General features: G+C 51.2%; 18 protein-coding genes and 1 riboswitch. Of the genes, 11 read left to right on the top strand and 7 right to left on the bottom strand.

Translation table 11 applies throughout. The annotated features are described in order from the left end of the window. Positions 1–17: 17 nt before the first annotated feature. Positions 18–2,078 carry a S9 family peptidase gene (locus NY07_RS08470; RefSeq protein ID WP_033538913.1) on the bottom strand — a complete coding sequence of 687 codons (2,061 nt, stop codon included), beginning with the start codon at positions 2,076–2,078 and terminating at the stop codon, positions 18–20. A 138-nt stretch (positions 2,079–2,216) separates the two neighbouring features. Beyond that, a riboswitch (FMN riboswitch) is annotated at positions 2,217–2,401 on the top strand. Positions 2,402–2,560: 159 nt separating this feature from the next. Between NY07_RS08470 and ribB the strand changes: the two genes are divergently transcribed. Both ribB and NY07_RS08455 read left to right on the top strand, forming a co-directional pair. Further along, positions 2,561–3,214 (top strand): 3,4-dihydroxy-2-butanone-4-phosphate synthase, encoded by a 654-nt coding sequence (gene ribB / locus NY07_RS08460; RefSeq protein ID WP_033538911.1) that lies wholly within the window; start codon positions 2,561–2,563, stop codon positions 3,212–3,214. Positions 3,215–3,545: 331 nt separating this feature from the next. Beyond that, complete coding sequence (locus NY07_RS08455) at positions 3,546–6,761, top strand: EAL domain-containing protein (RefSeq protein ID WP_033538910.1); 3,216 nt, start codon at positions 3,546–3,548, stop codon at positions 6,759–6,761. Between the two features lie 37 nt (positions 6,762–6,798). Here NY07_RS08455 and ftnA read toward each other — a convergent pair whose 3' ends face one another. Continuing rightward, complete coding sequence (gene ftnA, locus NY07_RS08450; RefSeq protein ID WP_033538909.1) at positions 6,799–7,323, bottom strand: non-heme ferritin; 525 nt, start codon at positions 7,321–7,323, stop codon at positions 6,799–6,801. A gap of 495 nt (positions 7,324–7,818) precedes the next feature. Here ftnA and moeA point away from each other — a divergent pair, with 495 nt between their 5' ends. Further along, entirely contained in the window at positions 7,819–9,066 is a 1,248-nt protein-coding gene (gene moeA / locus NY07_RS08445; RefSeq protein ID WP_033538908.1) for a molybdopterin molybdotransferase MoeA, read from the top strand. A gap of 11 nt (positions 9,067–9,077) precedes the next feature. Further along, entirely contained in the window at positions 9,078–9,845 is a 768-nt protein-coding gene (gene moeB / locus NY07_RS08440; RefSeq protein ID WP_373681763.1) for a molybdopterin-synthase adenylyltransferase MoeB, read from the top strand. 118 nt (positions 9,846–9,963) lie between these two features. Here the strand turns inward: moeB and folM are convergent, their stop codons facing one another. Beyond that, on the bottom strand, positions 9,964–10,671 hold the full coding sequence (gene folM / locus NY07_RS08435; RefSeq protein WP_033538906.1) for a dihydromonapterin reductase: 708 nt from the start codon (positions 10,669–10,671) through the stop codon (positions 9,964–9,966). 381 nt (positions 10,672–11,052) lie between these two features. On the opposite strand from folM, the gene NY07_RS08430 reads away from it, so the two are divergent. Beyond that, positions 11,053–12,624 carry a BCCT family transporter gene (locus tag NY07_RS08430; protein ID WP_033538905.1) on the top strand — a complete coding sequence of 524 codons (1,572 nt, stop codon included), beginning with the start codon at positions 11,053–11,055 and terminating at the stop codon, positions 12,622–12,624. A 68-nt stretch (positions 12,625–12,692) separates the two neighbouring features. Here the strand turns inward: NY07_RS08430 and NY07_RS08425 are convergent, their stop codons facing one another. From NY07_RS08425 to NY07_RS08410, 4 genes are all read right to left on the bottom strand, one after another. Next, positions 12,693–13,412 (bottom strand): 3'-5' exonuclease, encoded by a 720-nt coding sequence (locus NY07_RS08425; RefSeq protein ID WP_033538904.1) that lies wholly within the window; start codon positions 13,410–13,412, stop codon positions 12,693–12,695. A gap of 7 nt (positions 13,413–13,419) precedes the next feature. Further along, positions 13,420–15,309, bottom strand: coding sequence for a putative nucleotidyltransferase substrate binding domain-containing protein (locus NY07_RS08420; RefSeq protein WP_033538903.1), 1,890 nt, complete (start codon positions 15,307–15,309; stop codon positions 13,420–13,422). A 94-nt stretch (positions 15,310–15,403) separates the two neighbouring features. After that, positions 15,404–16,309, bottom strand: coding sequence for a helix-turn-helix transcriptional regulator (locus NY07_RS08415; RefSeq protein WP_033538902.1), 906 nt, complete (start codon positions 16,307–16,309; stop codon positions 15,404–15,406). A 24-nt stretch (positions 16,310–16,333) separates the two neighbouring features. After that, on the bottom strand, positions 16,334–17,179 hold the full coding sequence (locus tag NY07_RS08410; RefSeq protein WP_088905832.1) for a formate dehydrogenase accessory sulfurtransferase FdhD: 846 nt from the start codon (positions 17,177–17,179) through the stop codon (positions 16,334–16,336). Between the two features lie 295 nt (positions 17,180–17,474). Here NY07_RS08410 and NY07_RS08405 point away from each other — a divergent pair, with 295 nt between their 5' ends. From NY07_RS08405 to NY07_RS08380, 6 genes are all read left to right on the top strand, one after another. After that, entirely contained in the window at positions 17,475–17,945 is a 471-nt protein-coding gene (locus NY07_RS08405; RefSeq protein ID WP_033538900.1) for a DUF3305 domain-containing protein, read from the top strand. Next, on the top strand, positions 17,945–18,532 hold the full coding sequence (locus NY07_RS08400; RefSeq protein WP_033538899.1) for a DUF3306 domain-containing protein: 588 nt from the start codon (positions 17,945–17,947) through the stop codon (positions 18,530–18,532). The genes NY07_RS08405 and NY07_RS08400 overlap by 1 nt, the downstream gene beginning before the upstream one ends. Positions 18,533–18,718: 186 nt before the next feature. Continuing rightward, entirely contained in the window at positions 18,719–20,389 is a 1,671-nt protein-coding gene (locus tag NY07_RS08395; RefSeq protein ID WP_033538898.1) for a 4Fe-4S binding protein, read from the top strand. 10 nt (positions 20,390–20,399) lie between these two features. Then, positions 20,400–21,065: a TorD/DmsD family molecular chaperone gene (locus NY07_RS08390; protein WP_033538897.1), complete on the top strand. Its 666-nt coding sequence runs from the start codon at positions 20,400–20,402 to the stop codon at positions 21,063–21,065. Positions 21,066–21,236: 171 nt separating this feature from the next. Further along, a complete protein-coding gene (locus NY07_RS08385) occupies positions 21,237–21,437 on the top strand; it encodes a twin-arginine translocation signal domain-containing protein (protein ID WP_033538896.1) in 201 nt (66 codons plus the stop codon). A gap of 50 nt (positions 21,438–21,487) precedes the next feature. Beyond that, positions 21,488–24,337, top strand: a complete 2,850-nt coding sequence (locus NY07_RS08380; protein WP_033538895.1) for a formate dehydrogenase subunit alpha — start codon at positions 21,488–21,490, stop codon at positions 24,335–24,337. Positions 24,338–24,350: the final 13 nt, after the last annotated feature.

Here is a 24,350-nt window from a genome sequence, read left to right as displayed (position 1 = left end):
CAGCTGTCTGGGTCATATTACGCCAACCCCAGCAGGCCGAGGAAAAAGGCATACTCTTCGGCCGTGTCTTCATAGTGACGGTAGCGGCCGCTTTTGCCGCCATGACCCGCCTCCATATTGATATGAAATAAGAGTAGATGATCGTCAGTCTTATATTCTCTAAGCTTCGCGACCCATTTGGCGGGCTCGAAATATTGCACTTGAGAGTCATGTAACCCTGTGGTCACCAGCAGGTGAGGGTAGGCCTGCCGACTGACGTTATCGTAAGGCGAATAGCTCAGCATAGTGTGGTAGGCCTCGGCCTCGTTAGGATTCCCCCACTCATCGTATTCATTGGTGGTTAGTGGCAGCGATTCATCTAACATGGTGGTGACGACATCGACAAAGGGTACATGGGCCCCGACAGCAAAATAGTGCTGTGGAGCCTGATTGATCACGGCTCCCATTAGCAGTCCACCGGCGCTGCCACCGCTGGCGACCACTTTATCTTTGGCGCAATAGCCCTGTTCAACTAAGGCTTGGGTGACATCGATAAAGTCGTTGAAACTGTTCTGTTTGTGCATGAGTTTGCCCGCCTCATACCAGGGGCGTCCCAGCATCTCACCGCCACGCACATGGGCGATAGCATAGACGACGCCTCGATCCAGCAGACTGACAATGGCGCTGTCGAAATCGGGTTCTATAGTGTAACCGTAGGCGCCATAACCATATTGATACAAGGGGTTGCTGCCATCTTGGCGGAAGGTGTCTTTGCGATACACTAAGGTCACTGGCACCTTGGCGCCGTCTCTGGCATCGATGAAGAGTCGTTCTGTCTGATAGTCTTGACTGTCGAAACCACCGAGAACCTTCTCCTGCTTCAACAATTGTCTGGCCGTTGTCTGGGTAAGATCTAGTTGGTAGATGGACTCGGGTGTCGAGAGGCTGGCGTAGTAGATCCGCAGATAATGGCTATCCTGGCTGGGGTTGACGTCTAGCCCTACCACATAGGCGGCGTCGTCGAAGGCAAGCTCATACTCAGGTTGGCCGTTGAGGGGCAAGATGCGTATTTGACTCAGTCCCTGATGGCGATACTGCACCACCAGATAGTCTCTCAGTACTAAAAGATCTTCCAGGCGGCGAGCGTCATCGGCCGCGATCACCTCCTGCCAACGGTTTTTATCGCCGATCTCACTTTCCTTGGCTTTCATCAGACGGAAGTTGACCGCCTGCCAATTGGTGAGTATGTAATATTCATCGCCGCGCTTGGCCACCGAGTATTCGTGCCCTGTCTCACGCGCCAGTAGAGGCTCAAATTTCCCATCACTCAGATCGGCATTGAGCACCGAGACCTGGCTGGTGGTTGTGCTTTCGTGAGTCAGCAAGATACGCGACTCATCCAGGCTTTTTGAAATCGACAAATAGAAGCTGTCGTCGCTTTCCTCATAGACCAGACGGTCGCTCGATTGTGGCTCACCCAAACGGTGGCAATAGACACGATTACCTAATAGGGTTTGCGGATCTTTGGCGATATAAAACAGGTGCCGGTTATCGTTGGCCCACACTATTTCGCCATCGGTATCTGTTAGCGTGTCATTGAGCCATTCATCGGTGTCCAGGCGTTTAATGCTGATGGTGTAGATGCGCCGACTCAGGGTATCTTCACTGATTGCGAGCAAGGACTCGTTGGGGCTGACACTAAGAGCTCCCAGGCTATAAAATTCCTGGCCTTCCGCTCTAAGATTGGCATCCAGTAGCAGCTGTTCATCGCCCTCCTGTACAGGTTTTCGGGCAAATAGCGGGTATTCCCCCTCGCCTTGATAACGCTTGTAATACCAATGGCTGTGCCAGCGATAGGGTACGCTCGACTCATCCCTGTCTAGACGGTTGATCAACTCGTCAAACAGCTGTTGCTGCAAAGGCTTAAAGGGAGCAAAACAGGCTTCATGGTAGCGGTTTTCCGCTTCAAGATGTGCCAATACCTGGGGAGACTGGCGAGTATCGTCTCTGAGCCAAAAGTAGTTATCAATACGCTCACCGCCATGATGCTTGAGTCGATGGGGGTGTTTGTGAGCGATGGGGGGATTTATCCCTGGCATTGGGCTGACCTTGTATTAGCAAAAAGAGAGCTGAGCTTGAAGCATGAGCTTAGGTGATCTGCCTTACACTTGTCACCCCTTGGACTTGTACTTTGGTGGATTTAGGCGCACCATAGCGGCGCTTTCCTGCGATGGAAAGTAAGTTCTCAGGGCGGGGTGAGACTCCCCACCGGCGGTGATCATCTTATGCGATGTAAGCCCGCGAGCGCCTATCCTGCGGGATAGGGTCAGCAGATCTGGTGACGTGCGCGACTAGCCACTTATTCCAGAGCCGACGGTAATGAGCACCTAGGTGCACTAAGTCCGGATGAAAGAGAATATAAGATAGCGTGACCGTGAGCAGCCTGGCGAATGCCTGGGTGATGCTTGCGTCTGTACACCTCTTATTCGGCGAGTCTGGGAGTCTCATCCTAGCGAAGCCATTTTCTGCATGCCCTGATTCTGGAAAAAACCATTTTATTAGTCTTACTAAGGATTTAACCATGAATCAGTCTCTACTTTCTCCTTTTGGTGATGCCATTACCCGTGTCGAAGCTGCCTTAACGGCGCTGCGTGCCGGCCAAGGTGTATTGGTGGTCGATGATGAAGATCGCGAAAATGAAGGCGACCTTATCTATAGCGCCGAGCATCTTACTAATCAGCAGATGGCCCTGCTTATCCGTGAATGCAGCGGCATTGTTTGTCTCTGTCTGACCGACGAACGGGTAAAACAGCTGGACCTGCCACCTATGGTTCAAGATAACTCCAGTCAGTATGGCACCGCCTTTACTGTGAGCATCGAGGCAAAGGTTGGGGTGACAACCGGGGTTTCTGCCGCCGATCGCGTTACTACCATCAAGGCCGCGATAGCCGATGACGCCAAGCCAAGCGACCTTGCACGTCCTGGCCATGTTTACCCACTAAGGGCACAGCCGGGTGGTGTATTGACCCGCCGCGGGCATACAGAGGGCACCATAGATCTGATGAAGCTGGCCGGCCTTAAGCCTGCTGGTGTGCTTTGTGAGGTCACCAATGTCGACGGCACCATGGCGCGACTGCCTGAGATCATCGCCTTCGGCCAGCAGCATCAGATGCCGGTACTGACCATAGAAGATATCGTCTGCTATCGTAAGTCTTTGCTTGAGAAAGTGAGTTAATTAAAAGCGAGTTAAATTAAAATAAACAAAGAGCCAATATTTGGCTCTTTGTTTATCAATATAAGCTAAAACCCCTGTTCAATTCATCGACAATCAGGGATAAGCATGTCTCTTGTTTGTTGGTATTTGTAGCCGTACTCTTATTCGCTTCCCTAAATGCCAATTAAAAATAACAACTTAGTAAACACTGTATCCCTGCGCTTCTATTTTCGTGACCTAGATTAGACTTTGGTGAAATAGGTATGACGCCAACGTTCGGCTATGTTACTACTCTCAGACCCTATTTTTCGTAGCGTCTGCTTTTGTGGTTATCGAGCAAGGAGCGCTTTAGATGTCATCTATGCTGAATCGGTATAGTCTGAGCCAGAAGTTAATTTTGTTGGCGACTATCCCTATGTTGCTGCTGTTGATCTTCGGCAGCTTGCGTATGTTCGATCTTGTTGAACGCCAGCAGACGGCACAGCGTAACGCCCTTGGTGTTGTGATCACCGAGCAGAGCCAGAAATTGATCTTTGCTCTGCAAAATGAACGTGGCTTGTCTGCGGGCATAGTCGCCAGTCAGGGGGCTCAGTTTCAGCAGCGTCTTTTAGCTCAGCGAAGCCAAGCAGACAAGCTGTTGCATGAGCTGTTAGATGCGCCCGACATTGCCGCCTTAAATCGCTCCCTCAATGATGTTGACCGGCCCAGCGTTAATTTGCAGCAGAGTGTCGCAACCATTCATGCCTTAGCCGACCGGCTAAAGACGATTCGCCAGGATATCGACAGGGGCAATGAGGGCGTAAGCTTTAACTATTACAGCGAGTTTACCCAACACCTCTTGGTGCTCATCTCTCAGATACAATCTCAGGTGCAAAATATTCAACTGGCTAAGGCCTATAACGATCTAATCCATATGTTGAAGTTGCAGGAGCTGGTGGGAAAAGATCGTGACCTGATGAATCGCCTCTTGTCTGCCGACAGCCTGGATCCTCAAGCCTATCTTTCTCAGTACGCGATGAAAAATGATCTGCTTGATGCCTTTCATGAGATGTTGTCGACCACCTCTGCCGCCGACCGCGCCTTAGTCGAGGAGACCCTAGATAACGAAGCGCTTCAGGAGCTGAATGAGATTAAGGAGCGAGTGAGAGGACAGGTAAGTCTGATCTCCATGGCGAACCAACTTAGGAATCGACTCGGCTTTGGTGGATTGATCGATCACTATCAGGATTTCTTGCTCTCGGGTGAAGAGGCTCACCTGCTGCTGTTTGCCGAAGATAGCCTAGCGATTCAGGCGCTATTGCAACAGGCTCAAACCTTGCCTTACCTCACCTTGCATCAGCGTCAGGCCCTGCAAACCATTGCCAGTACGGTGGAGCAGTATCGTCAGTCGGTCGATGCCGAGCGGGCACACAAGCGGGCGGGTAATGCTGGTCCACTGCCTGAACAGCGCCGCTCCGGCACAGAAGATCAAGCTATGTTAGCTGCGCTGGCGCAGCTGCAACATCAAGCACCTATCGTCAGTAGTGAATCTTGGTGGGCATTATCCAGCGATGCCTTGGGGCAGATGAATCAAGCCAGTTTAACTTTGAGTAGCAATATCGCCCGAGTCGCTGAACGTCAGGGGCGTGAGGCTGAGTCACTCTTGCTGTTAGGCATAGTGGCGGCCCTGTGTAATTTTCTGTTTTTGGTGATCTTGGGACGACTTATTGTAAATAATCTGGTGACCCGTATCGGTACGGTCGCCTCTTTGATGCAGCGTATGGCGCAGGATACCCAACTGCAACTCTCTGTGCCCGTGGATGGCAATGATGAGGTGGCCAAGATGTCGATGGCGTTAAACGCTATGTTGAGCGAGCGTCAGAAGGCCAATCGCGAACTCTCCTTGGCCTCGGCGGTGTTTGAGTATTGCACCGAAGGAATAGTGGTTACTGACAGGGATAATCTTATCGAGGCGGTTAACCCTGCCTTTACTCAGATCACGGGATATAGCCTGGAGGAAGTCAAGGGGCGTAGTCCGGCGATTCTCAACTCTCATCAGCAGCCCCGCCACTTTTACGAGCAGATGTGGCAGTCACTTAAGCAGTATGGTAAGTGGCAGGGGGAGATCTGGAACAAGCGAAAGAATGGCCAGATCTATCCCGAATACCTCGCCATTACGGTAGTAAAGGATGAAAAGGGGCGTGTGGTGCAACACATAGGTCTATTCCTGGATATCAGTAATCGCAAGAAATATGAGCAGGATATCTGGTACAAGTCTAACTATGATGCCCTGACCAACTTGCCCAATCGTCAGCTCTATAACGCCAAGTTGTCGCAGATGTTACAACTCGCCGAGCAGCGTTGCTGCGCCGTGGCCGTGCTATTTATCGATCTGGACAGGTTCAAATACATTAACGATATCTATGGCCATGCGGTGGGTGATGAGCTTCTGCAGGTTGCCGCAGCCAGGCTTGAGTCATTGCTTGAGCAACACGATTTCGTGGCGCGTCTCAGTGGTGACGAATTTGTGGTGGTGATGGGGCATACTCAACATCAAGGGGAGATAGAGCAGCGTGCAAAGCAGATCTTGAAGCATCTGTCATCGCCCTTCGGTATCAATCGCAACGAACTGTTGATCTCCGCCAGTGTCGGCATCGGCTGTTATCCCGGTAATGGCAGCAGTGTGGAGGTGTTAACGCGCAACGCCGAGACCGCCATGTATCAGGCTAAACAGGATGGCCGTAACTGTTTCGGCTATTTCTCTGCCGACATGAACAGCAATATGTTAGCACGTATTACGCTGGAACAGTCGTTACGCAGCGCCGTCCTACAACATGAGTTTTGCTTGCATTATCAGCCGATTGTCGAGACCAGTAGTGGTGAGTGTGTAGCCGTTGAGGCGCTGCTGCGTTGGCATCACCCCAAGAAGGGACTCGTGTCGCCCGATGAATTTATCCCCATTGCCGAAGAAACAGGGTTAATCGAACCCATAGGCGAGTGGGTTATCCAGCAGGCGCTGCGGGATCTGAGTCATTGGCATAGCCAGGGACTGATGATCGACATGGCCATCAACGTTTCTAGTCGTCAGCTCAACCATGGCGACCCAAATCATTTTGCCTGTATGCTCAACGGCTTGCTGCAGAAGTATGATGTGGCCCCTCAATATGTACACATAGAGATCACCGAATCTATCCTGATGGCCGATACCGAACTGTCCCTTAAAGCTTTAACGGCCATTCGTCATCTTGGGGTCGAGATCTATCTGGACGATTTTGGTACGGGCTACTCTTCCCTCAGCTACCTCAAGCAGTTCCCCATCTCTGTGATTAAGATAGATAAGAGTTTCGTTTACAACATGATGGAGGATAGGGCGGATGCCAACCTGATCAAGGCGATCATCAACATGGGGCAGAGCTTGGATATGCGCCTGGTGGCGGAAGGAGTAGAGACCGAATCTCAACGTAGTTTTCTGCAGGGGTTGGGTTGTGATTTCGTTCAGGGTTATTTGATTTCAAAGGCAATGCCGCTGGAGGAGATAGAACCCATATTACGCGGCATGGTAAAAACCAGCCCTGTGCTTCAGTCCTAAACGGCAGAACGCGGGGCCTGTTGACCCCGCTGACGGCTTATTCGCCTGCTGTCATCACACTGCCAGACTCTTGCTGCGCCATCTGCGCCAGATCTTTATCGACAAAGAAGAGCGCCTTACCATCTTCGCCAACCAGACGGATCTTATCGACGATAGATTTAAACAGCTTCTCCTCTTCATGCTGCTCAGACACATACCATTGCAGGAAGTTAAAGGTCGAGTAGTCCTGATTGGTAAAGGCGGTGTGAGCCAGGGCGTTGATCTTGCTGGTGATCATCTGCTCGTGCTCATAGGTGTATTCAAATAGTGCCAGCAGTGAGTCGAACTGTGACTCAGGAGCCTCAATGGCGCCCAGTAGTGGCATGCCGCCCGTTTCGCTTACATAGGTAAACAGGCGATGCATGTGCTGCATCTCCTCATCGGCGTGCGCTCGCATAAATTTTGCGGCACCCTCAAAGCCCTTGTCTTCGCACCAGGCGCTCATCTGCAGGTAGAGATTAGAGGAGAAGAACTCCACATTAATTTGCGCGTTCAACTGATCTATCATCGTTTGTGCCAGCATAGTTACATCCTCGTTGTGGTCATCTTTTTATGCCCGGCTATTGTGTTTAAGCCGCCGATGAATTGCAACCATATTTACTTAACTTAATGTTTTTAAATACAAATAATTATCGTTCGAGGCTCGGTGCTATATTGCTTGGTTGTGCTGTTGCATTGACCATCCTATTGGAAGGATGAGTATTTTGTCTTTAGGTTTTAGGGTCGAGAAATAAAGGTCATAACCCCCGTATAGCCAGATACCTCCCGAATGGGATAAAAGATGTTCCTCAACAAGTTAAGGTTAAAGGCAAATACTTCGGCATAGGTTAGCGCTGATCTATGCCTTTAGGGATAAGTCGTATAGAGGCAGTAGGAGTTGGTGGCTGTTTTTGGTTAAATAGGGGCTGGCTGCCGCCAAAAACTGCCGTTGAGATCATAGTCTTCTGATCTGAGCGTGGCATAATGAGCGGCAATATTCGCTTTTACTCATATCCTACAGTTAACGCTAAGGTACATTATGTCTATGCAAGCCGATCCCTGTGCAAAACCCAGCCTAATGCATCCCGATGAAGCCATCATCAAGCTATTGGAACAAGTTCGTCCGCTGGAAGAGTCAGAAATGGTGCAGCTGCCCCACGCCTTGGGACGTGTGTTGGCAGAAGATTTAGCGTCTAGCATAGATCTGCCTCCCTTCGATAACTCGGCAATGGACGGATATGCCTTCCGCTTCGAGGATCTAGCTCAGGGAAATCGTTTCACCTTGATAGGTCAGTCCTTTGCCGGGCATCCTTTTGAGGGTGAGGCCAGGGCTAATACCTGCGTGCGTATTATGACGGGTGCACCAGTGCCACCGGGTTATGACACAGTGCAGATGCAGGAGAAGGTAGAGGTTGATGGTGACGACATCGTTATCGAGGCGCCCAAGGTGTTAGGTGCCAATGTGCGCCTTCGCGGTGAAGAAGTGAAGAGGCATGCTAAAGTGCTCTGCGCCGGAACTCAGATAGGCGCTGCCGAGATGGGGGTGCTAGCGACCATAGGGGCAAATCAAGTTCGGGTGACTCGTCAGGTCAAGGTTGCCTTCTTTTCGACCGGTGATGAGCTGCGTCCAGTGGGCAGCGAGTTGGCACCGGGTCAGATCTATGACTCAAACCGTTACAGTATTCAGGGGTTACTGAGCCGCGCCAATGTGGAGTGGATGGATCTTGGGGTGATTGAAGATGATCCCGAGGCGATCCGTGGGGCTTTTCGTCACGCCGCAGCCAATGCCGATATGGTGCTCACCTCGGGTGGCGTTTCCGTCGGGGATGCCGATTACACTAAGCAGATCCTTGACGAAGAGGGAGAGATCACCTTTTGGAAGCTAGCCATCAAGCCTGGTAAACCCTTTGCCTTTGGCCGTCTCGGCCAGGCGGTATTCTGTGGTCTGCCGGGTAATCCTGTTTCCTCTATGGTGACCTTCTATAAGCTGGTGTGGCCTTTGCTGAACAAGATGCAGGGTTTGCCTCAGGTGAAGCCGTTGCAGTTGCAGGCCAAACTTAAGGGCAATCTGCGTAAGTTTCCAGGGCGTGTCGAATACCAGCGCGGTGTGCTCAGTCAAAACGCCCAGGGCGAAGTCGAGGTAAGTGTTACCGGCGGCCAAGGCTCTGGCATGCTCACCTCTATGAGTCTGGCGAATTGCTTCATTATTTTGGCCCAGGAACAGGGTGATACCCCTGAGGGCAGCCTAGTCACGGTTGAGCCCTTCAACACAGTGCTGGCACTGTAGGGAGAATGGCAATGGAGCCTAACACACAAGAGGAGATCCTCTCTGACAAGGAGATATTACGCTATAGCCGTCATATCTCGATCAAGGCGATGGATTTCGAGGGGCAGGAGCGGCTTAAGCAAGCCAAGGTGCTGGTGATAGGTGCCGGTGGTTTAGGCTGCGCCTCGACACAATATCTGGCGGTTGCCGGGGTGGGTCAGATGACTCTGGTGGACTTCGATACCGTGGAGCTGTCCAATCTGCAGCGTCAGGTTTTGCACCATGACGCCAACATAGGTCAGCCTAAGGTAGAATCGGCAAAAGAGTCCCTGCTACAGCTCAATCCTCATTTAAAGGTTGAGACTATCAACGCCGTACTCGATGATGAGCAGATTCTGGCGCTGGTAGCCGAGCATCATTTGGTGATGGATTGCACCGACAATATCGTGGTGCGCGAGCAATTGAATCAGGCCTGTTTTAAGTACAAGATCCCCCTGGTCTCTGCCGCTGCTATTCGTATGGAAGGTACGGTAACCGTGTTTGATTATGGTGAGCAGAGCCCCTGTTACCATTGCTACAGCAAGTTATTTGGCGATCAGCAGCTGACCTGTGTCGAGTCCGGTATCCTGGCACCTGTGGTCGGTATGATAGGCTGTCTGCAGGCGGTCGAGGCGATCAAGGTACTGACCAAGATGGGGAAAACCCTCAGTGGTCGTATTTTGATGATAGATGCCATGACCATGGAGTTTCGTGAAATGAAGCTTCCTAAGCAGACTGCTTGCCCTGTATGTCGGGAGTGAGTGTCGATTTACGCTTGGTGTGATTAAAGAGAGCGAGGCATGAGCCTCGCTTTTTTGTGCCTCAATGATTGATCTGTGCCTGAGTTTGCCCTGCTGTTTCAGTGGTCACTAAAAGAGGCTATTTGAGGTGCCTGCCGCCATCCAGCGCCAAGCTGCGCCCGGTAATATATTGACTCTGCATCAGGTAGTCGATCGCCTGTAACATCTCTAATTCACCGCCCTCTCGGGCCAATACCGACTTGGCCAACGCTTTTTCACGATAGTCGGCGTCATCTTGCTCGTTGAAACAGATCAGTGCAGGTGCAATAGCGTTTACCTTTACCTTGGGTGCCAGCTTAGCGGCGAAGGAAAGGGTCATGTTTTCCAGCGCCGCCTTACTGGCTGCATAGGCGATATGTTTCTTGCTGCCCTTTTGTGCCACATAGTCGGTCAGATGGATGATATCGGTCAGTTTATCTTGTCGCTGCAACAGCGGCGCTAATGCCTGATTGAGTTGGTAAGGGGCATACACATGTACCTGCATCATCTGTTCAATAATTTTATCGGCACCTAAAGGATCATCGTCGCTTAGCCAGAGTGAGGCATTATGGATCACAGCATCTACACTTTGATAATGCTGCAGCAATGTCGCTATCAGCTCATCAATTTGGATTTGGTCAGTAAAGTCGCAAGGGTAGAGGTCGGCGCCCTGGGTTCGTAAAGTCTCTATGCTGGGATAGTGGCGACGATAGGTGCCAATCACCTTGTCTCCCCGAGCAATAAATGCCTGCGCCAGGTAGAGACCTATGCGTTTACCAACGCCTGTGATGAGTATGGTGTTTTGCATCCTTGTCCTTTTTATCGCCGTAAGTGAGTGACCTTGATAGTAGCGGTGGCGCAATCGGGCTTTCAAGTGATTTGTCGATAGAAGAGAGTGTCAGTGTGCTGCTGGCTTGTCTCTTTACTGCATGTTTATCTATTGCAAAAGCAAGCCTTATTGTTAGTGCTCAAACAATGGGTCATGGTAGTGACTGTGACGTTAATAGACGTTTAAGCACCTTTTTGTGTCATTAATTGGCTAAAAAATAGGGAACTATTGGACGTAAGCGTCTATGGCGTTACAATAGATGCGATTATTCCTACCATATTGCTATGAGTTCAAATCATTTTAGTCAAATCTAAATGATTGCCTGGTGGTGATTCTTTGAGGTTTTAACGGAGAGAATCGATGACGAAAGGTATTGATAAATACAGCATAGAAAGTACCGACTATACGATCGGCCAGGATAATGTGCAGAAGTGGGGTTTTGACGTGCATAACCCCGTGTTTGGGGTCAGCGCAGGTCTCATTGCCGCTTTTTTGCTGGCCACCCTGATAACTGATGCCGAGACGGCCAAGTCTGTGCTGGACGGTATCAAGTGGAAAATTATTGGTTCCTTCGACTGGTTATTTATCTGGTCGGGCAATGTTTTTGTACTGTTTTGCTTAGGCTTAATTGTTTCTCCTTACGGTAAAATCCGATTAGGCGGAAACGAGGCGACGGCAGACTACTCCTTCCTCTCTTGGCTATCTATGCTGTTTGCTGCAGGGATGGGAATCGGCCTGATGTTCTGGAGTGTGGCCGAACCAGTAGCCTACTTTACCGGCTGGTATGAAACGCCCTTAGGGGTTGAGGCCTACACACCAGAGGCGGCAAAAATGGCTCTGGGTGCCACTATGTTCCACTGGGGTCTACACCCTTGGGCCATCTATGGTGTCGTCGCGCTGTCATTGGCCTTTTTCGCCTATAACAAGGGGATGCCGCTCTCTATTCGTTCCATCTTTTACCCATTACTTGGGGATAGAGCTTGGGGCTGGGCGGGACATATTGTCGATATCTTGGCTGTGCTGGCTACCCTGTTTGGTCTGGCGACCTCATTAGGCTTGGGGGCACAGCAGGCCGCTAGTGGTATCCACCATGTGTTCGGTTTGGATGCCGGTATCGGATTGCAGATCATTGTGATTGTGGCTGTTACCCTACTGGCTGTGGTCTCTGTGGTCAGAGGCATAGATGGTGGCGTTAAGGTGATCAGTAATGTCAACATGATTGTCGCCTTTGTGCTGCTTATCATGGTTGCCATGATAGGTTACGCAGTAACCTTGGGGACGATTCCGACGACGCTGATGGCTTATGTAGAAAATATCATTCCCCTGAGTAATCCTCATGGGCGTACAGATGAGGCGTGGTTCCAAGGCTGGACTGTCTTCTACTGGGCTTGGTGGATCTCTTGGTCTCCTTTCGTTGGTATGTTTATTGCCCGAGTATCTAAAGGGCGCACCGTACGTGAATTTATTACCGCAGTCCTGCTGGTGCCGACTTTTGTCACCCTGATTTGGATGTCGGTATTTGGTGGTATGGCGATCGATCAGGTGGTCAACAAGGTGGGTGAGCTCGGTACCAAGGGCTTAACCGATGTGCCTTTGGCCATGTTCCAGATGTTTGATGTGCTGCCGTTCGGCACACTGTTATCCATTGTCGCCGTGGTCTTGGTATTGGTGTTTTTTATCACCTCATCGGACTCGGGTTCTTTGGTGATCGACAGCATTACAGCGGGTGGTAAGATAGATGCGCCCGTGCCGCAACGTGTGTTTTGGGCCTTACTAGAAGGGGCGATTGCGATTGCCTTGCTATGGATTGGCGGCACAGAGGCGATTCAGGCGCTTCAGGCCGGCGCTATCTCGACTGCGCTGCCCTTTACCGTGATATTGCTCTTGATGTGTGTCAGCCTGCTCAAGGGGATGCGAACCGAGCGCTTCTAGTCACGACTCAGCGTTATAAAAAGGAGGCCATTGAGCCTCCTTTTTTATTGCCAGAACTAACATCAGAACTAGCACCAAAAGTCTTTGATGGGACGGTTGGGATCGAAATGATGGGCGATCTGTGCCTGTAACAGTTCGGCGCTGGCAATGGCATCGGTGAGGGCATGGTGGGGAGGATAGCTGGGTAAGCCATAACGCAATCTGCTCAGTCCGAGCCTTACCGAACCGGGTTTCTCACCCTTGAGTCGTCGCCACAGACCGCCATGGTTTAGCTGCTGAATGCGCGATTCCAGCGCCATGGTATCTATTACCGGAAACTCTATTCCTTGGTGAATTCGCCGCTGCAGGGCACGTTCGAAAAACTGCCGTTCGATCGCTTGGCAATGCACAACCATTATCTTACCCGCCATCTGCTGCAGTACCTGCTCGAAGATGGCGGAGAGATCCGGTGCATCGAGAATGTCGCTGTGGGTGATACCATGGATGATCACCGACTCATCGGCCAGGTTGTCCCTAGGTCTTACGGTCCAGTGTTGGGCGCGATTGAGAAAAATCCGTCTTAAGGTGAAAGGCACAGTGCCTATGCTGACAATATCGTCTTTGTCGGGGTTAAGGCCAGTGGTTTCAAAATCCATGGCAAGAAACTCGATCTCAGACAGCGGCGTATGTGGGTCGGGCAATGGCGTACTATAGTACTGCAGCAGCCCACTGTGTTGAGTGGTCTTAAGCTTCTGCTCAAACTTGCCCAGCCAGTCGATGCTTGGGGGCGACAATAGCTTCTTCAGCATGCTGGACTCACTTAAATTGGTTGCTAGCGTTGTAGCGGAACTTCAGGAAATTCTGGGCGTTACTTAAGATCTGGAACGCATCTTTGAGGTTGCGGCGCTCAAAATCGGACAGATGCTCAGGTTCTATATTGTTATCTGGTTCTATGCCTTGCTCGACATCAAAAGCTTGGTGGCGAATACGTACCATGGAGATAAACTCCATGGCATCACGCAGATCCTGGGCACGGCCCTTGGGTAATATGCTGGCATCGATAATGTCGTCCAAACGCTCGAAAGAGTTGCGCGATCGCGAGCCTACCGCCAAGGCGTGCACCCTTATCAGATCGGCCAGTGGTGCCGTGCCGCGGCGTTTGAGATTGATGGAGTTGTTATGGCGGCCATCTTTCTCCATCACAAAGTCTTTAAAGAAGCCCAGTGGCGGCGTACGATTCAGCGCATTACGCGCCAGGCAGGCCAGAAAGCGGTTATTCTTACGCGCCCGGCGCACGATAAAGCCGTTGAGTTGTTCGGCCCACTTTAGGCGGCCATAGACACCATCGAGATCGAAAAAGATTGAAGCGTTAAGCAGCGCCTTAGGGTTGGGGTCATCTATCCAGTCGGCGAAGCACTCTTCCCATTCTTTGCGGGTCATGCGCCACATGGGATTAGTCGCCATGATGTCGCCAGTGCAGTAGCTGTAGCCGCAGAGATCTAACCCATCGCAGACAAAGGTGGCCAGCTGGCTAAAGTACTCATCGTGTTTTGCTTTATCGAAGCTATCATCCAGTATGATGGCGTTGTCCTGATCTGTGACGATCAGTTGTTCGTCCCGCCCCATGGAACCGAGTGCCAGAAAGCAGTAGGGAATAGGAGGTGGCCCCAATTTCTCTTCGGCCATTTCCAGTATGCGCTGTTTAAAACTGCGGCCAATTACAGACATGGCGCTGCCGACCATGTGTGAGTTGGCGTCTTCGTTTACCAGGCGTACAAAGCTGTCTTTCACTTGAGTCGATAGGATTGCCAGCTCTTCCAGGCTTTGTTGCTGAAAGATACTGCTGACCAGCAGCAGCGAGTTTTGCGACTCGTAGCGGACGATATCTGTGGCTTCTATTATGCCAATGGGGTCGCGTCCCTTGAATACCGGCAGATGGTGCACGTTGTAGCGCAGCATGGTGAGCATGGCTTCATAGACATAGGCGTTATGGTCAAGGGTAATCAGCTCCGGGGTGACCACGTTAGCCAGCTCAGAGGAGGGATCTATCCCTTCTGCCAGCACCCGGGTACAGAGATCTCTGTCTGTAATGATCCCCATCAGCGGGGAGCTATCGGATTCTTCGTCGTCCAGTAAGTCTGGATCTATGACTAATAGGGAGGAGACATTTTCTTGTGCCATCAGGATGGCGGCCTGCTGAATGCTCTCGCCTTTATGGATGAAGGGGGCGTCACGGGTGAGCAGAGTACTCACCTTTGAGGTAGTTAAATCGTTCTGAACGTTGGAGTTTGAAACCGCCTGTCGCAGGCGGGCATTGTCTTCTACCTCGACGAAGTCGGCAAAGGTATCGTGTTGCTCATACAGCTGCTGGAAGATCTCCTCAGAGATGCAATAGACCAAGGTGTCTTCGATGGCTGTAACCGGAAAGCGCACCTTGTTATTGGTGAGCAGTCCCATTTGACCGAATAGGTCGCCGCTGTCCAGGCGGTTATACAACTCACCCTTACGGCGATACACCTCTACCACGCCGCTGCGCACCATGTAGAGGTCGTGGATTTGGTCGCCAAAGTGAATGATGGGTGTGCCCTGGCGGTAGTAGGCGATCTCCACATGATGACTCACCATGCTGACCACCTCTTCGGGCAAGGCGTTAAACGGTGGATACTGGACTAAGAAGTTTTGGATCTCGTTTAACTCTGCTTCCATCAGCTTGCCTGCAAGGGTTTACTCCAACAATGCTTTACATACTAACCCATCGCCTTAGCTTTGTGAGGTGAAAGAGCTAAAAAGATCCCTTGCTTTAGTGCGCCGTCCATAACATCTGGCCACACTGACTGAGATCATAGCCGCCCAGCTGCGCCGCCAATTGCCGAGCTTGAGGGCTACCCAGCAGGTCAAACAGCGCCTGTAACTGGCGGCGGAAGTAAATCCCCTGGGGCATGACAAAGTCGAATGATTCGGTCACCAGAGGTACGAAGCTCAGGCCACTCTCCAGAGCGACTGACTGACAACCGAAACCTATATCGGCTTCGTTGCGGGCGATAAAGCCCGCCAGTTCCCGCTCACTGTAAGCGGTTATCTGGGGATTGAGCTGAGTGATGCTAGCGCCTTGTTTCAAAAGCCAATGTTCCAGATGCTGCTGACTGCCGGCGCCCGCTTGACGGCCCACCCAGCGCCACGGAAGTGAGATCACCTTGTCTTCTTCCTGACACCTGTGGTGCATGTCACTGCGCATCATCAGACCTTGCTGGCGAGTGTAGCCGTGTACCATGACCCATTGCTGGTGGTTGGGATAGCCCTTGAGTAGCGCCGGATGCCGTATATTGCGCTCTTCGACATTACCCCAATGCAGAGTGCAGACATCGGCATAGCCGCGAGACAGCAGATCCAGCCCCATGCGCGAGCCGGTAGCGCTATAGCTGATCAAATCGCTCTTGCCGATCTTAGACATGAGGCGTGCTACCAACATAGAGAGCAGCGGATCGTCACTGCCGGTGATGTGCATGCGATCCGACAGCATGCCGCTATGGCAAGAGTCCATGACCCAGCGGTCTATCAATATCTTTGGAAATAACCATTTACCTGTAACTTTTGTCGCGGGCAAAATGCGGTCGTTGGCCATGGAATAGACCTTTTTCTCATTCAGATCGAGATATTCGGCCACCTGTTTTGCACTCATGTAGACGAGTTCGCTGGGCTCAGTCATGGATAATTCTTTACACCTCTACAGTTAACCTTGGTTGCGTTTCGGCGGCGTCGCATCGAATTCGATATTTTCTGCCCCATGGTAGATAAGGAAATGACGTCCCTTAGCCCGGGCTATCATGGTGATCCCCAGCTTCTGGGCTAACTCCAGTCCCATCTGGGTCGCGCCGCTGCGCGAAAGTAGCACCGGGATCCCCATTTTGGCCACCTTGATCACCATTTCGGAGGTAAGACGTCCCGTGGTATAAAACAGCTTGTTGCCGCCGCCCTGTTGTTTAAGCCACATCTCACCGGCCAAGGTGTCTACCGCATTGTGGCGTCCCACATCTTCAACGAAGCCGATGATTTGGTCGCCTTCGCAGAGGCCACAGCCGTGGACTGCGCCTGCATTCTTATAGGTTTCGTTGTAGGCGCTGATATTGTTGAGTAGGCTGTAGAGCATGCTCTGTTTCAGCTTAGGTGTGGGCAGACGAATATCATCGACGCCATCCATAAAACCGCCATAGACTGTGCCTTGTCCGCAACCTGTAGTCACCGTCTTTTCTGCCAGTTTTTCATCGAGATGCTCGGTTGACTCTTTAGTGATCACCGCCGCCGAGTTAACCCCCCAATCGACGATCACAGACTCTAGCTGCTTAACATCGCTGATAAAGCCTTGGTTTTTCAAATAGCCTAGTGCAAGCGCTTCAGGACGGGCACCGAGTGTCATTAGTGTCACTATGGGACGCCAATTCAAATAGAGGGTGAGGGGGCGTTCGCAGGCGATAAATTTATCAACCAGTTCGCCCTGCTCGTTGACAGCCTTAACTGCCAGGGTGAGCGGCGCATCGGCCTGTGTCTTAACCAGAGTGGGGTGTTTAGTCGTTGTCATGAATCTCATCTTGTTGCTTTGGGGCGCCTTCAGCATAGCAATTATCGTTCCTATGCAAGCAATTGGTGTGTAAATGCGTGATCTAGACGCCGACTTCGGTAGCGGTCGCCCTTTTATGTCCCTATCAAGATGGCATTTAGGACAAATTGTCCTACGCTTGGTAGGGATTTGATGATCCAGTTCAAACTATTTCGACTCTAGCGATGGCACGTAAATTGCTTCGGTAGGATATATCGCTAACCCAATGCCCGGCGCATCTTCTAAAGGCCGGCCAGTTAGGCAAAACGGAGACGGAATGCAACATACCGAAAGTCAATGGCCCATGTATGTTTCACTGAAAAAGGTGGAAAAACAGGTGGGACGCTGGACAGCTGAAAGTTGGGAATTAGATCAAATCGTTCCCGCCACTCAGCCAGCCCCCGCTGGAGCGCACATAGTCATGTTGGAGCTGCATAAGGATGAGCGTGGCAGCTATCGCATCAATCTCGATATGGACAATGCCATGCTGTACGTGGTGTGTGACGAGTTAGAAGATGGTACCTGGATACCCGCCTATATCTCGGCCGACCAAAATGTCGCAGCAGGTTGCCTTGAGGGGGACACCCCGGTTTTAAATTTCCCTATGCCCAAGGCGATCGCCTGCTGGATAGAAGCATACATTACTCGTCATGGTGAGGTGGAGATCTGCGCTCACCGTCGTAAGCATGTTAATCGCCGTAAGAACGAGGGGCCAAGCACCAATCCAAACCGGGGGATAGTGTCCTAATGAGTGATAAACCAAGCGGACTGTTCGCACGCTGGACCCAGCGTCGCCAAGAAGTAGAGGCGGAAGAGGAAGCGGCACGTTTAGCCGAACAGGCTCAAGAAGAGGCAGCCTTAGAGCAGCAAACTGAGGTGGAAACCAGCGCCGAGCAAGCTGAGCCTGTTCAACAAGATAAGCAGGTGTTAACCGCCGAGGAGCTGCCTGACCCAGAGAAGATTGAGGTCGGTGGTAGTTTTGCCAGTTTCATGGCCGACAACGTGGATCCTGATGCGAAAACCGCCGCCTTAAGAGCACTGTGGAAGCAGCCACACTATAGCGAGATAGATGGCCTGCTGGAATACGCACTGGATTATACCAACCAACCCAAATTGACTGCCGAAGTCTCCGCCGAACTGGCTAAGAAAGTCTTCAGGCACATCATGAAGGATGACGAAGAGGGTGAAGCAGAGGCTGAAACCCCGACCGAGCAACTGGCACAGCAGGGTGAGCAAGAGGTGTCACAGGTCGAGGACATTTTGGACAGAGACCCCGAGGAGGTGTCCCAAAATGAACCAGAAATACAAACAATAACTAAACCACCTGTTGTTTAAGGTCAGTTTAGAGTGCTTTTAAAACCATAATTTTGGTACGTGAATTGCTGTGTTAACCACAAGTAACAACGAGTCGTAACTCGTTGAAAATCGGGTGAAGCTGGCGCGAAAAGCGCATGCCGTAAGAGCACAACAGCCACCCGGGCTGATACAGCAGCCAATACTGCTTAGGAACGCAATGTGAGCATGCATTTAGAGACGAGCGACAACCTGGCCCACCTGAAACAGGTGCGTCAACAAGTGTTGGGACAGACGCAAATTCTTCAAAATCTGATCCCGCCAACGGTAAGTTACACCACAGAAGGCAATGTATTAGTCATTGGCCCGGAGGATTTGGCACGGCTGGCAGCCGATAGACTGTCTAACATGGGCCAACGAGCTATCTTGGCCAATGAATCAATTACCAGCCAAGATGAAGACCATCTTGAGAAGGTGATGAATGCCGCCGAAGGGGTCGAGAGTTATTACAATAAACTCATCGATATCAAAGGTTTTTTGGGTCAGTTCCAAGTTAAGGTGGAGCATGATAACGGCACCGCCGATCTGAGTCTGGTGGCCATCCGTAAGGCCCACTTCGATCTGATCCTCGATTTAAGCCAATCTCCTTGTATTAACCTAGAAATGTTGCCACCTGGCTATTTCTATGTAGGCCAGGATGAAGCCAAATTAGCAGACGCAATTGCCGAGCTGCCCGAGTTGATCGGGGAGTTCGATAAGCCGCGTTACGTTAAGGTGAACAGTGATATATGTGCTCACCACAGAAACGGTATCGACGGCTGTAACCGCTGTTTAAATTTCTGTCCCGCCGACGCCATTGCCAGTGTCGATCATAAGATAGAGATAGATCCATACCTATGTCACGGCGCGGGTAGCTGTACCAACGCCTGCCCAACCGGCGCGATTAGCTATGACCTGCCTACGCCACAGGCGTTGCACTCTTATCTCAATAAGCTAGTGACACGTTTTCGCAGCGCGGCGCAGACAGCTCCTGTGATCCTGTTTCACGATGTGGGTAAGGGCGCATCTTTGATCAACGACGACCTGCCAGGTGCGATTTTGCCTGTAGAGTTGGAAGAGATCACAGTTGCCAGTATCGACCACTGGATGTCAGCACTTGCATGGGGTGCCCGTCAGATCTTGGTACTTAACACTGATGCTACCGCGCCGACTCTGACACAGATGCTAAATGGTGAGCTAAAGCTGGCGAGTGAGATCCTTGATGAGATGGGTCAGCCACAAAGAGTCAGCGTGATTAATGTCGAGCAGATGTCAGAGCTTACTGACCTGATTGAGCCTAGCGCGAGCTGGCCCATGATAGTCCCCGGTGAGTTTGCTGCGACCACTAAGCGTGAAACTCTCTATGCAGCGATCGATCATCTCAATAGTCAAGCGGCTGCCTCGGATGCTTGCCTGAGCCGGAGCAATATTCCTTACGGTAAGGTCAGTGTTAATACCGATAACTGCACCCTTTGTCTCTCATGTGTGTCAACTTGTCCAACTCAAGCACTGACCGACGGCGGCGAGAAGCCGGCGCTCTATTTTGTTGAGCAAGCCTGTGTGCAGTGCGGTCTATGTGAGTCAGCTTGTCCCGAGAAGGTGATCAGCCTGACGCCACAAATTAACTTTGATGCGGCGGCTCGTCAGAGCCGTCAAACCCTGAATGAGGAGGCGCCGTTCGAATGTATTCGTTGTGGTACGCCTTTCGCCACCCAGTCCATGGTGCAACGGATGCTGGATGTAGTCGGTGGACACAGTGCCTTCAGTGCCAATACAGAGCGCCTGAAGATGTGTAGCGACTGCCGGGTAAAAGACATGTTTGAAGACATACTTCAAGATCCTGAAAAGCAACTGCGATAAGAGTTTAGCCATGACCGAATTAGTAAGAGAAGTTTCAGAAAACGATCAGTTAAGAGCCGATATTTACCAGCTTTTGGCGGCGCTATTACGCAAGCAGCCCAGTGCTGAACTGTTGCAGTTTCTTGCCAATCTAGAGATAGACGCAGATGACGACAGCGACATGACCAAAGCCTGGTTGGCGCTAAAGTTAGCCGCGGGCCAGTTTACCCCTGAGCAACTGGAAGATGAGTATTTCAACATCTTCCTTGGGGTGGGTAGCGGTGAGATCTTGCCCTATGGTAGTTGGTTTATGACAGGGTCTTTGATGGACAAGCCATTGGCTCTGCTCAGACAAGATCTGGCGCAGCTGGGCTTTGAGCGTAGCGAAGAGGTTAAAGAGCCTGAAGATCACGTGGCCGCCCTGTGTGAGGTGATGGGTACCTTGATCCTTGAAGCCCCAGGCTTCCGTCAGCTGGCCTTCTATCAGCGCCATATTGGTAGCTGGATAGATCGTTTCTGTGACCATTTGGGCAGGGCGCCGAGTGCCGCCTTCTATGCCACAGTGGCGCAACTGGCCAAGGCCTTCTTTGTTGTCGAAGCCAATGAATTTGAACAACTCCAATTAGATATTCCGGTGAACTGCCCTGGCAGCGAAGCGGAGAAGATTGAACCTACAGCCAGCGAGCTCGCGTCCTAGGTTGTGGTTTAGTTTGGTTGTCGGCACGCAGTACAGTGCCGACATAATGAAACCGGGGGTTCGCCCCCAACAAGCGTCGGGTTCTGGTCTTAGTGTTAATTGGCAGAGTAAGCCGAGTTGACCGAGATGATGAGACTAGTGCCTAAATTGAGTCAACATTTAGGAGACACTATGAAGAAGCAAGCTTCCGATATGGGTCGTCGTCAATTGCTAAAAGCATTAGCTCTAGGCAGCGCAGCGGGTGCCGTGGCAACCGTGAGTGGTCAAGCTATGGCAGCAACACCTGCACCTGAAAAAGATGCAGCAAAAGGCGATGGCTACCACGAGACAGATCATATTCGTAGTTATTACGCGTCATTACGTACCAAGTAAGCTTGGACGAGTAATTTCGCAGTAATTCAATAACATTAGGAGAGAGTGTGATGCGATTAACCCGCAAAACAGACCAGGCAGATGTCGCTAAAAAGCCTGCCCTAGGTCTCAGTCGTCGTCAGTTCCTTCAGTCTGCAGGTCTTGCAACTGGTGGTATTGCCGCGGCCTCTATGCTTGGCGCTGGTATGATGCGCAAAGCCGAAGCGAAAGAAGTGCCACATGATGCGCCAACTGAAGTGAAGCGTACCATCTGTTCTCACTGTTCAGTGGGCTGTGGTATCTATGCCGAAGTTCAAAATGGTGTGTGGACAGGTCAAGAACCTGCTTTCGACCATCCATTTAACGCTGGTGGTCACTGTGCTAAAGGTGCGTCACTGCGTGAGCACGGCCATGGTGAGAAGCGCCTCAAGTACCCCATGAAGTTAGAAGGCGGTAAGTGGAAGCGTATCTCTTGGGATCAGGCAATCGAAGAAGTCGGTCAAAAGGCCTTGGATATCCGCAAGGAATCAGGTCCAGATTCAATCTTCTTCATGGGTAGTGCTAAGTTCTCTAACGAGCAGGCTTACATGTACCGCAAATTCGCTGCCATGTGGGGCACCAACAACGTCGACCACTCGGCACGTATTTGTCACTCTACCACTGTAGCCGGTGTTGCTAACACTTGGGGCTATGGTGCGCAAACCAACTCTTTCAACGATATCCGCAACGCCAAGGCGATGATGTTTATCGGTTCTAACCCTACAGAAGCTCACCCTGTGGCGATGCAGCACATTCTGGAAGGTAAAGAGCGCGGCGCGAAAATTATCGTTGTCGATCCTCGTTTCACCCGTACTGCGGCAAAAGCCGACGAGTACGTGCATATTCGCCCTGGTACCGATATTCCTTATATCTATGGTCTGCTGTGGCATATCTTTGAAAACAAGTGGGAAGATCAAAACTTTATCGACCAACGTGTTTACGGCATGGAGCGTATTCGCGAAGCTGCCGCTAAGTGGACACCTGAAGAGGTTGAGAACGTTGTTGGTGTACCAAAAGAACAGATGTACCGCGTGGCTAAGACCTTGGCCGAGACTAAGCCAGGCACCATCGTTTGGTGTATGGGGGGTACTCAGCACCACGTAGGTAATGCCAACACCCGTGCTTACTGTATTCTGCAGTTGGCCCTGGGTAACATGGGTATCTCAGGTGGCGGTACTAACATCTTCCGTGGTCACGATAACGTACAGGGCGCGACTGACTTCGGTCTGTTGTTCGATACTCTGCCTGGCTACTATGGCCTCAAGACCGGTTCTTGGAAGCACTGGTGTAATGTTTGGGATCTAGATTATGAGTGGGTGAAAGGCCGCTTCGACCAGGAACAACGTTTGGGTCAAGATCCTATGACCTCTACCGGTATTCCTTGTTCACGTTGGCACGACGGTGTGCTCGAAGACAAGTCTAAGATCGCTCAGAAAGACAATATCCGTATGTCCTTCTTCTGGGGTCAGTCTGTCAACACAGAAACCCGTGGCCGTGAGGTGCGTGAAGCACTGAACAAGATGGATACTGTGGTGGTTGTGGATCCATTCCCAACCATGGCGGGTGTGATGCATACTCGTACCGACGGCGTTTATCTGTTACCTGCGGCGACTCAGTTCGAGACCTATGGTTCAGTATCTGCTTCTAACCGCTCACTGCAGTGGCGTTCACAGGTTATCGAGCCTCTGTTTGAGTCGAAGCCTGATCACGTCATCATGTACAAGTTGGCCAAGAAGTGGGGTATAGAGAAAGAGTTCTGCAAGCATATCAAGGTGAACGGTGATGAGCCGCTGATCGAAGATATCACTCGTGAATTCAACAAGGGTATGTGGACCATCGGTTACACAGGCCAGAGCCCAGAACGTCTCAAGATGCATCAGGAAAACTGGGGCACCTTCGACATCAAGAGTCTGGAAGCGCCAGGTGGCCCAGCTAAGGGCGAAACCTATGGTCTGCCTTGGCCATGTTGGGGTACTCCTGAGATGAAGCATCCAGGTACTCAGATCCTTTACCGCACAGACCGTGAAGTCCGCTTTGGTGGTGGTAACTTCCGTGCTCGTTATGGTGTTGAGCACAATGGAAACAACATTCTGGCTGAAGGCTCTTACTCTAAGGGCAGTGAGATCAAGGATGGTTACCCAGAGTTTACCGACAAGATGCTTAAGCAACTTGGTTGGTGGGATGACCTGACTGCGGAAGAGAAAGCGGCAGCCGAAGGTAAGAACTGGAAGACAGACATTTCTGGTGGTATCCAGCGTGTTGCTATCAAGCACGGTTGTATTCCATTTGGTAACGCTAAGGCACGTTGTATCGTTTGGAACTTCCCAGATGATATTCCGGTTCATCGTGAGCCGCTGTATACGCCACGTCGTGATCTTGTGTCTAAGTACCCAACTTACGATGACCGTATGGTTGCGCGTCTTCCTACCCTATACAAGTCAATTCAGGATCAGGACTTTGCTAAAGACTTCCCACTCGCCTTGACCTCTGGTCGTTTGGTTGAGTACGAAGGCGGTGGTGAAGAGACACGTTCTAACCCATGGTTAGCCGAGCTGCAGCAAGAGATGTTCATCGAAATCAGCCCAGCTGATGCGGCGGATCGTGGTCTACGTGATGGTGACGAAGTATGGGTTCACAGCCCTGAAGGCGCCAAGATCAAGGTGCAGGCAATGGTGACACCGCGTGTGATCGAAGGCGAGTGTTTCATGCCGTACCACTTCGCAGGTATGTTCGAAGGCGAGAGCCTAGAGAAGAACTACCCAGAAGGTACAGTACCTTACATCATTGGTGAATCAGCCAATACCGTATTGACCTATGGCTATGACGTTGTGACTCAGATGCAAGAGACTAAGTCTAGCTTGTGTCAGATCACTAAAGCCTAACGGAACTTGATGA

It is taken from the genome of Shewanella sp. ECSMB14101, from assembly GCF_000773485.1.
GTDB classification, from domain to species: domain Bacteria; phylum Pseudomonadota; class Gammaproteobacteria; order Enterobacterales; family Shewanellaceae; genus Shewanella; species Shewanella marisflavi.
The sequence above is the reverse complement of the archived record's forward strand: the minus strand, read 5'-3'. Positions and strand labels throughout refer to the sequence as shown.

Coding starts and splice junctions, on each gene's coding strand:
- NY07_RS08470 (WP_033538913.1), bottom strand. CDS start 2,078: ATGCCAGGGATAAATCCCCCCATCGCTCACAAACACCCCCATCGACTC.
- ribB (WP_033538911.1), top strand. CDS start 2,561: ATGAATCAGTCTCTACTTTCTCCTTTTGGTGATGCCATTACCCGTGTC.
- NY07_RS08455 (WP_033538910.1), top strand. CDS start 3,546: ATGTCATCTATGCTGAATCGGTATAGTCTGAGCCAGAAGTTAATTTTG.
- ftnA (WP_033538909.1), bottom strand. CDS start 7,323: ATGCTGGCACAAACGATGATAGATCAGTTGAACGCGCAAATTAATGTG.
- moeA (WP_033538908.1), top strand. CDS start 7,819: ATGTCTATGCAAGCCGATCCCTGTGCAAAACCCAGCCTAATGCATCCC.
- moeB (WP_373681763.1), top strand. CDS start 9,078: ATGGAGCCTAACACACAAGAGGAGATCCTCTCTGACAAGGAGATATTA.
- folM (WP_033538906.1), bottom strand. CDS start 10,671: ATGCAAAACACCATACTCATCACAGGCGTTGGTAAACGCATAGGTCTC.
- NY07_RS08430 (WP_033538905.1), top strand. CDS start 11,053: ATGACGAAAGGTATTGATAAATACAGCATAGAAAGTACCGACTATACG.
- NY07_RS08425 (WP_033538904.1), bottom strand. CDS start 13,412: ATGCTGAAGAAGCTATTGTCGCCCCCAAGCATCGACTGGCTGGGCAAG.
- NY07_RS08420 (WP_033538903.1), bottom strand. CDS start 15,309: ATGGAAGCAGAGTTAAACGAGATCCAAAACTTCTTAGTCCAGTATCCA.
- NY07_RS08415 (WP_033538902.1), bottom strand. CDS start 16,309: ATGACTGAGCCCAGCGAACTCGTCTACATGAGTGCAAAACAGGTGGCC.
- NY07_RS08410 (WP_088905832.1), bottom strand. CDS start 17,179: ATGACAACGACTAAACACCCCACTCTGGTTAAGACACAGGCCGATGCG.
- NY07_RS08405 (WP_033538900.1), top strand. CDS start 17,475: ATGCAACATACCGAAAGTCAATGGCCCATGTATGTTTCACTGAAAAAG.
- NY07_RS08400 (WP_033538899.1), top strand. CDS start 17,945: ATGAGTGATAAACCAAGCGGACTGTTCGCACGCTGGACCCAGCGTCGC.
- NY07_RS08395 (WP_033538898.1), top strand. CDS start 18,719: ATGCATTTAGAGACGAGCGACAACCTGGCCCACCTGAAACAGGTGCGT.
- NY07_RS08390 (WP_033538897.1), top strand. CDS start 20,400: ATGACCGAATTAGTAAGAGAAGTTTCAGAAAACGATCAGTTAAGAGCC.
- NY07_RS08385 (WP_033538896.1), top strand. CDS start 21,237: ATGAAGAAGCAAGCTTCCGATATGGGTCGTCGTCAATTGCTAAAAGCA.
- NY07_RS08380 (WP_033538895.1), top strand. CDS start 21,488: ATGCGATTAACCCGCAAAACAGACCAGGCAGATGTCGCTAAAAAGCCT.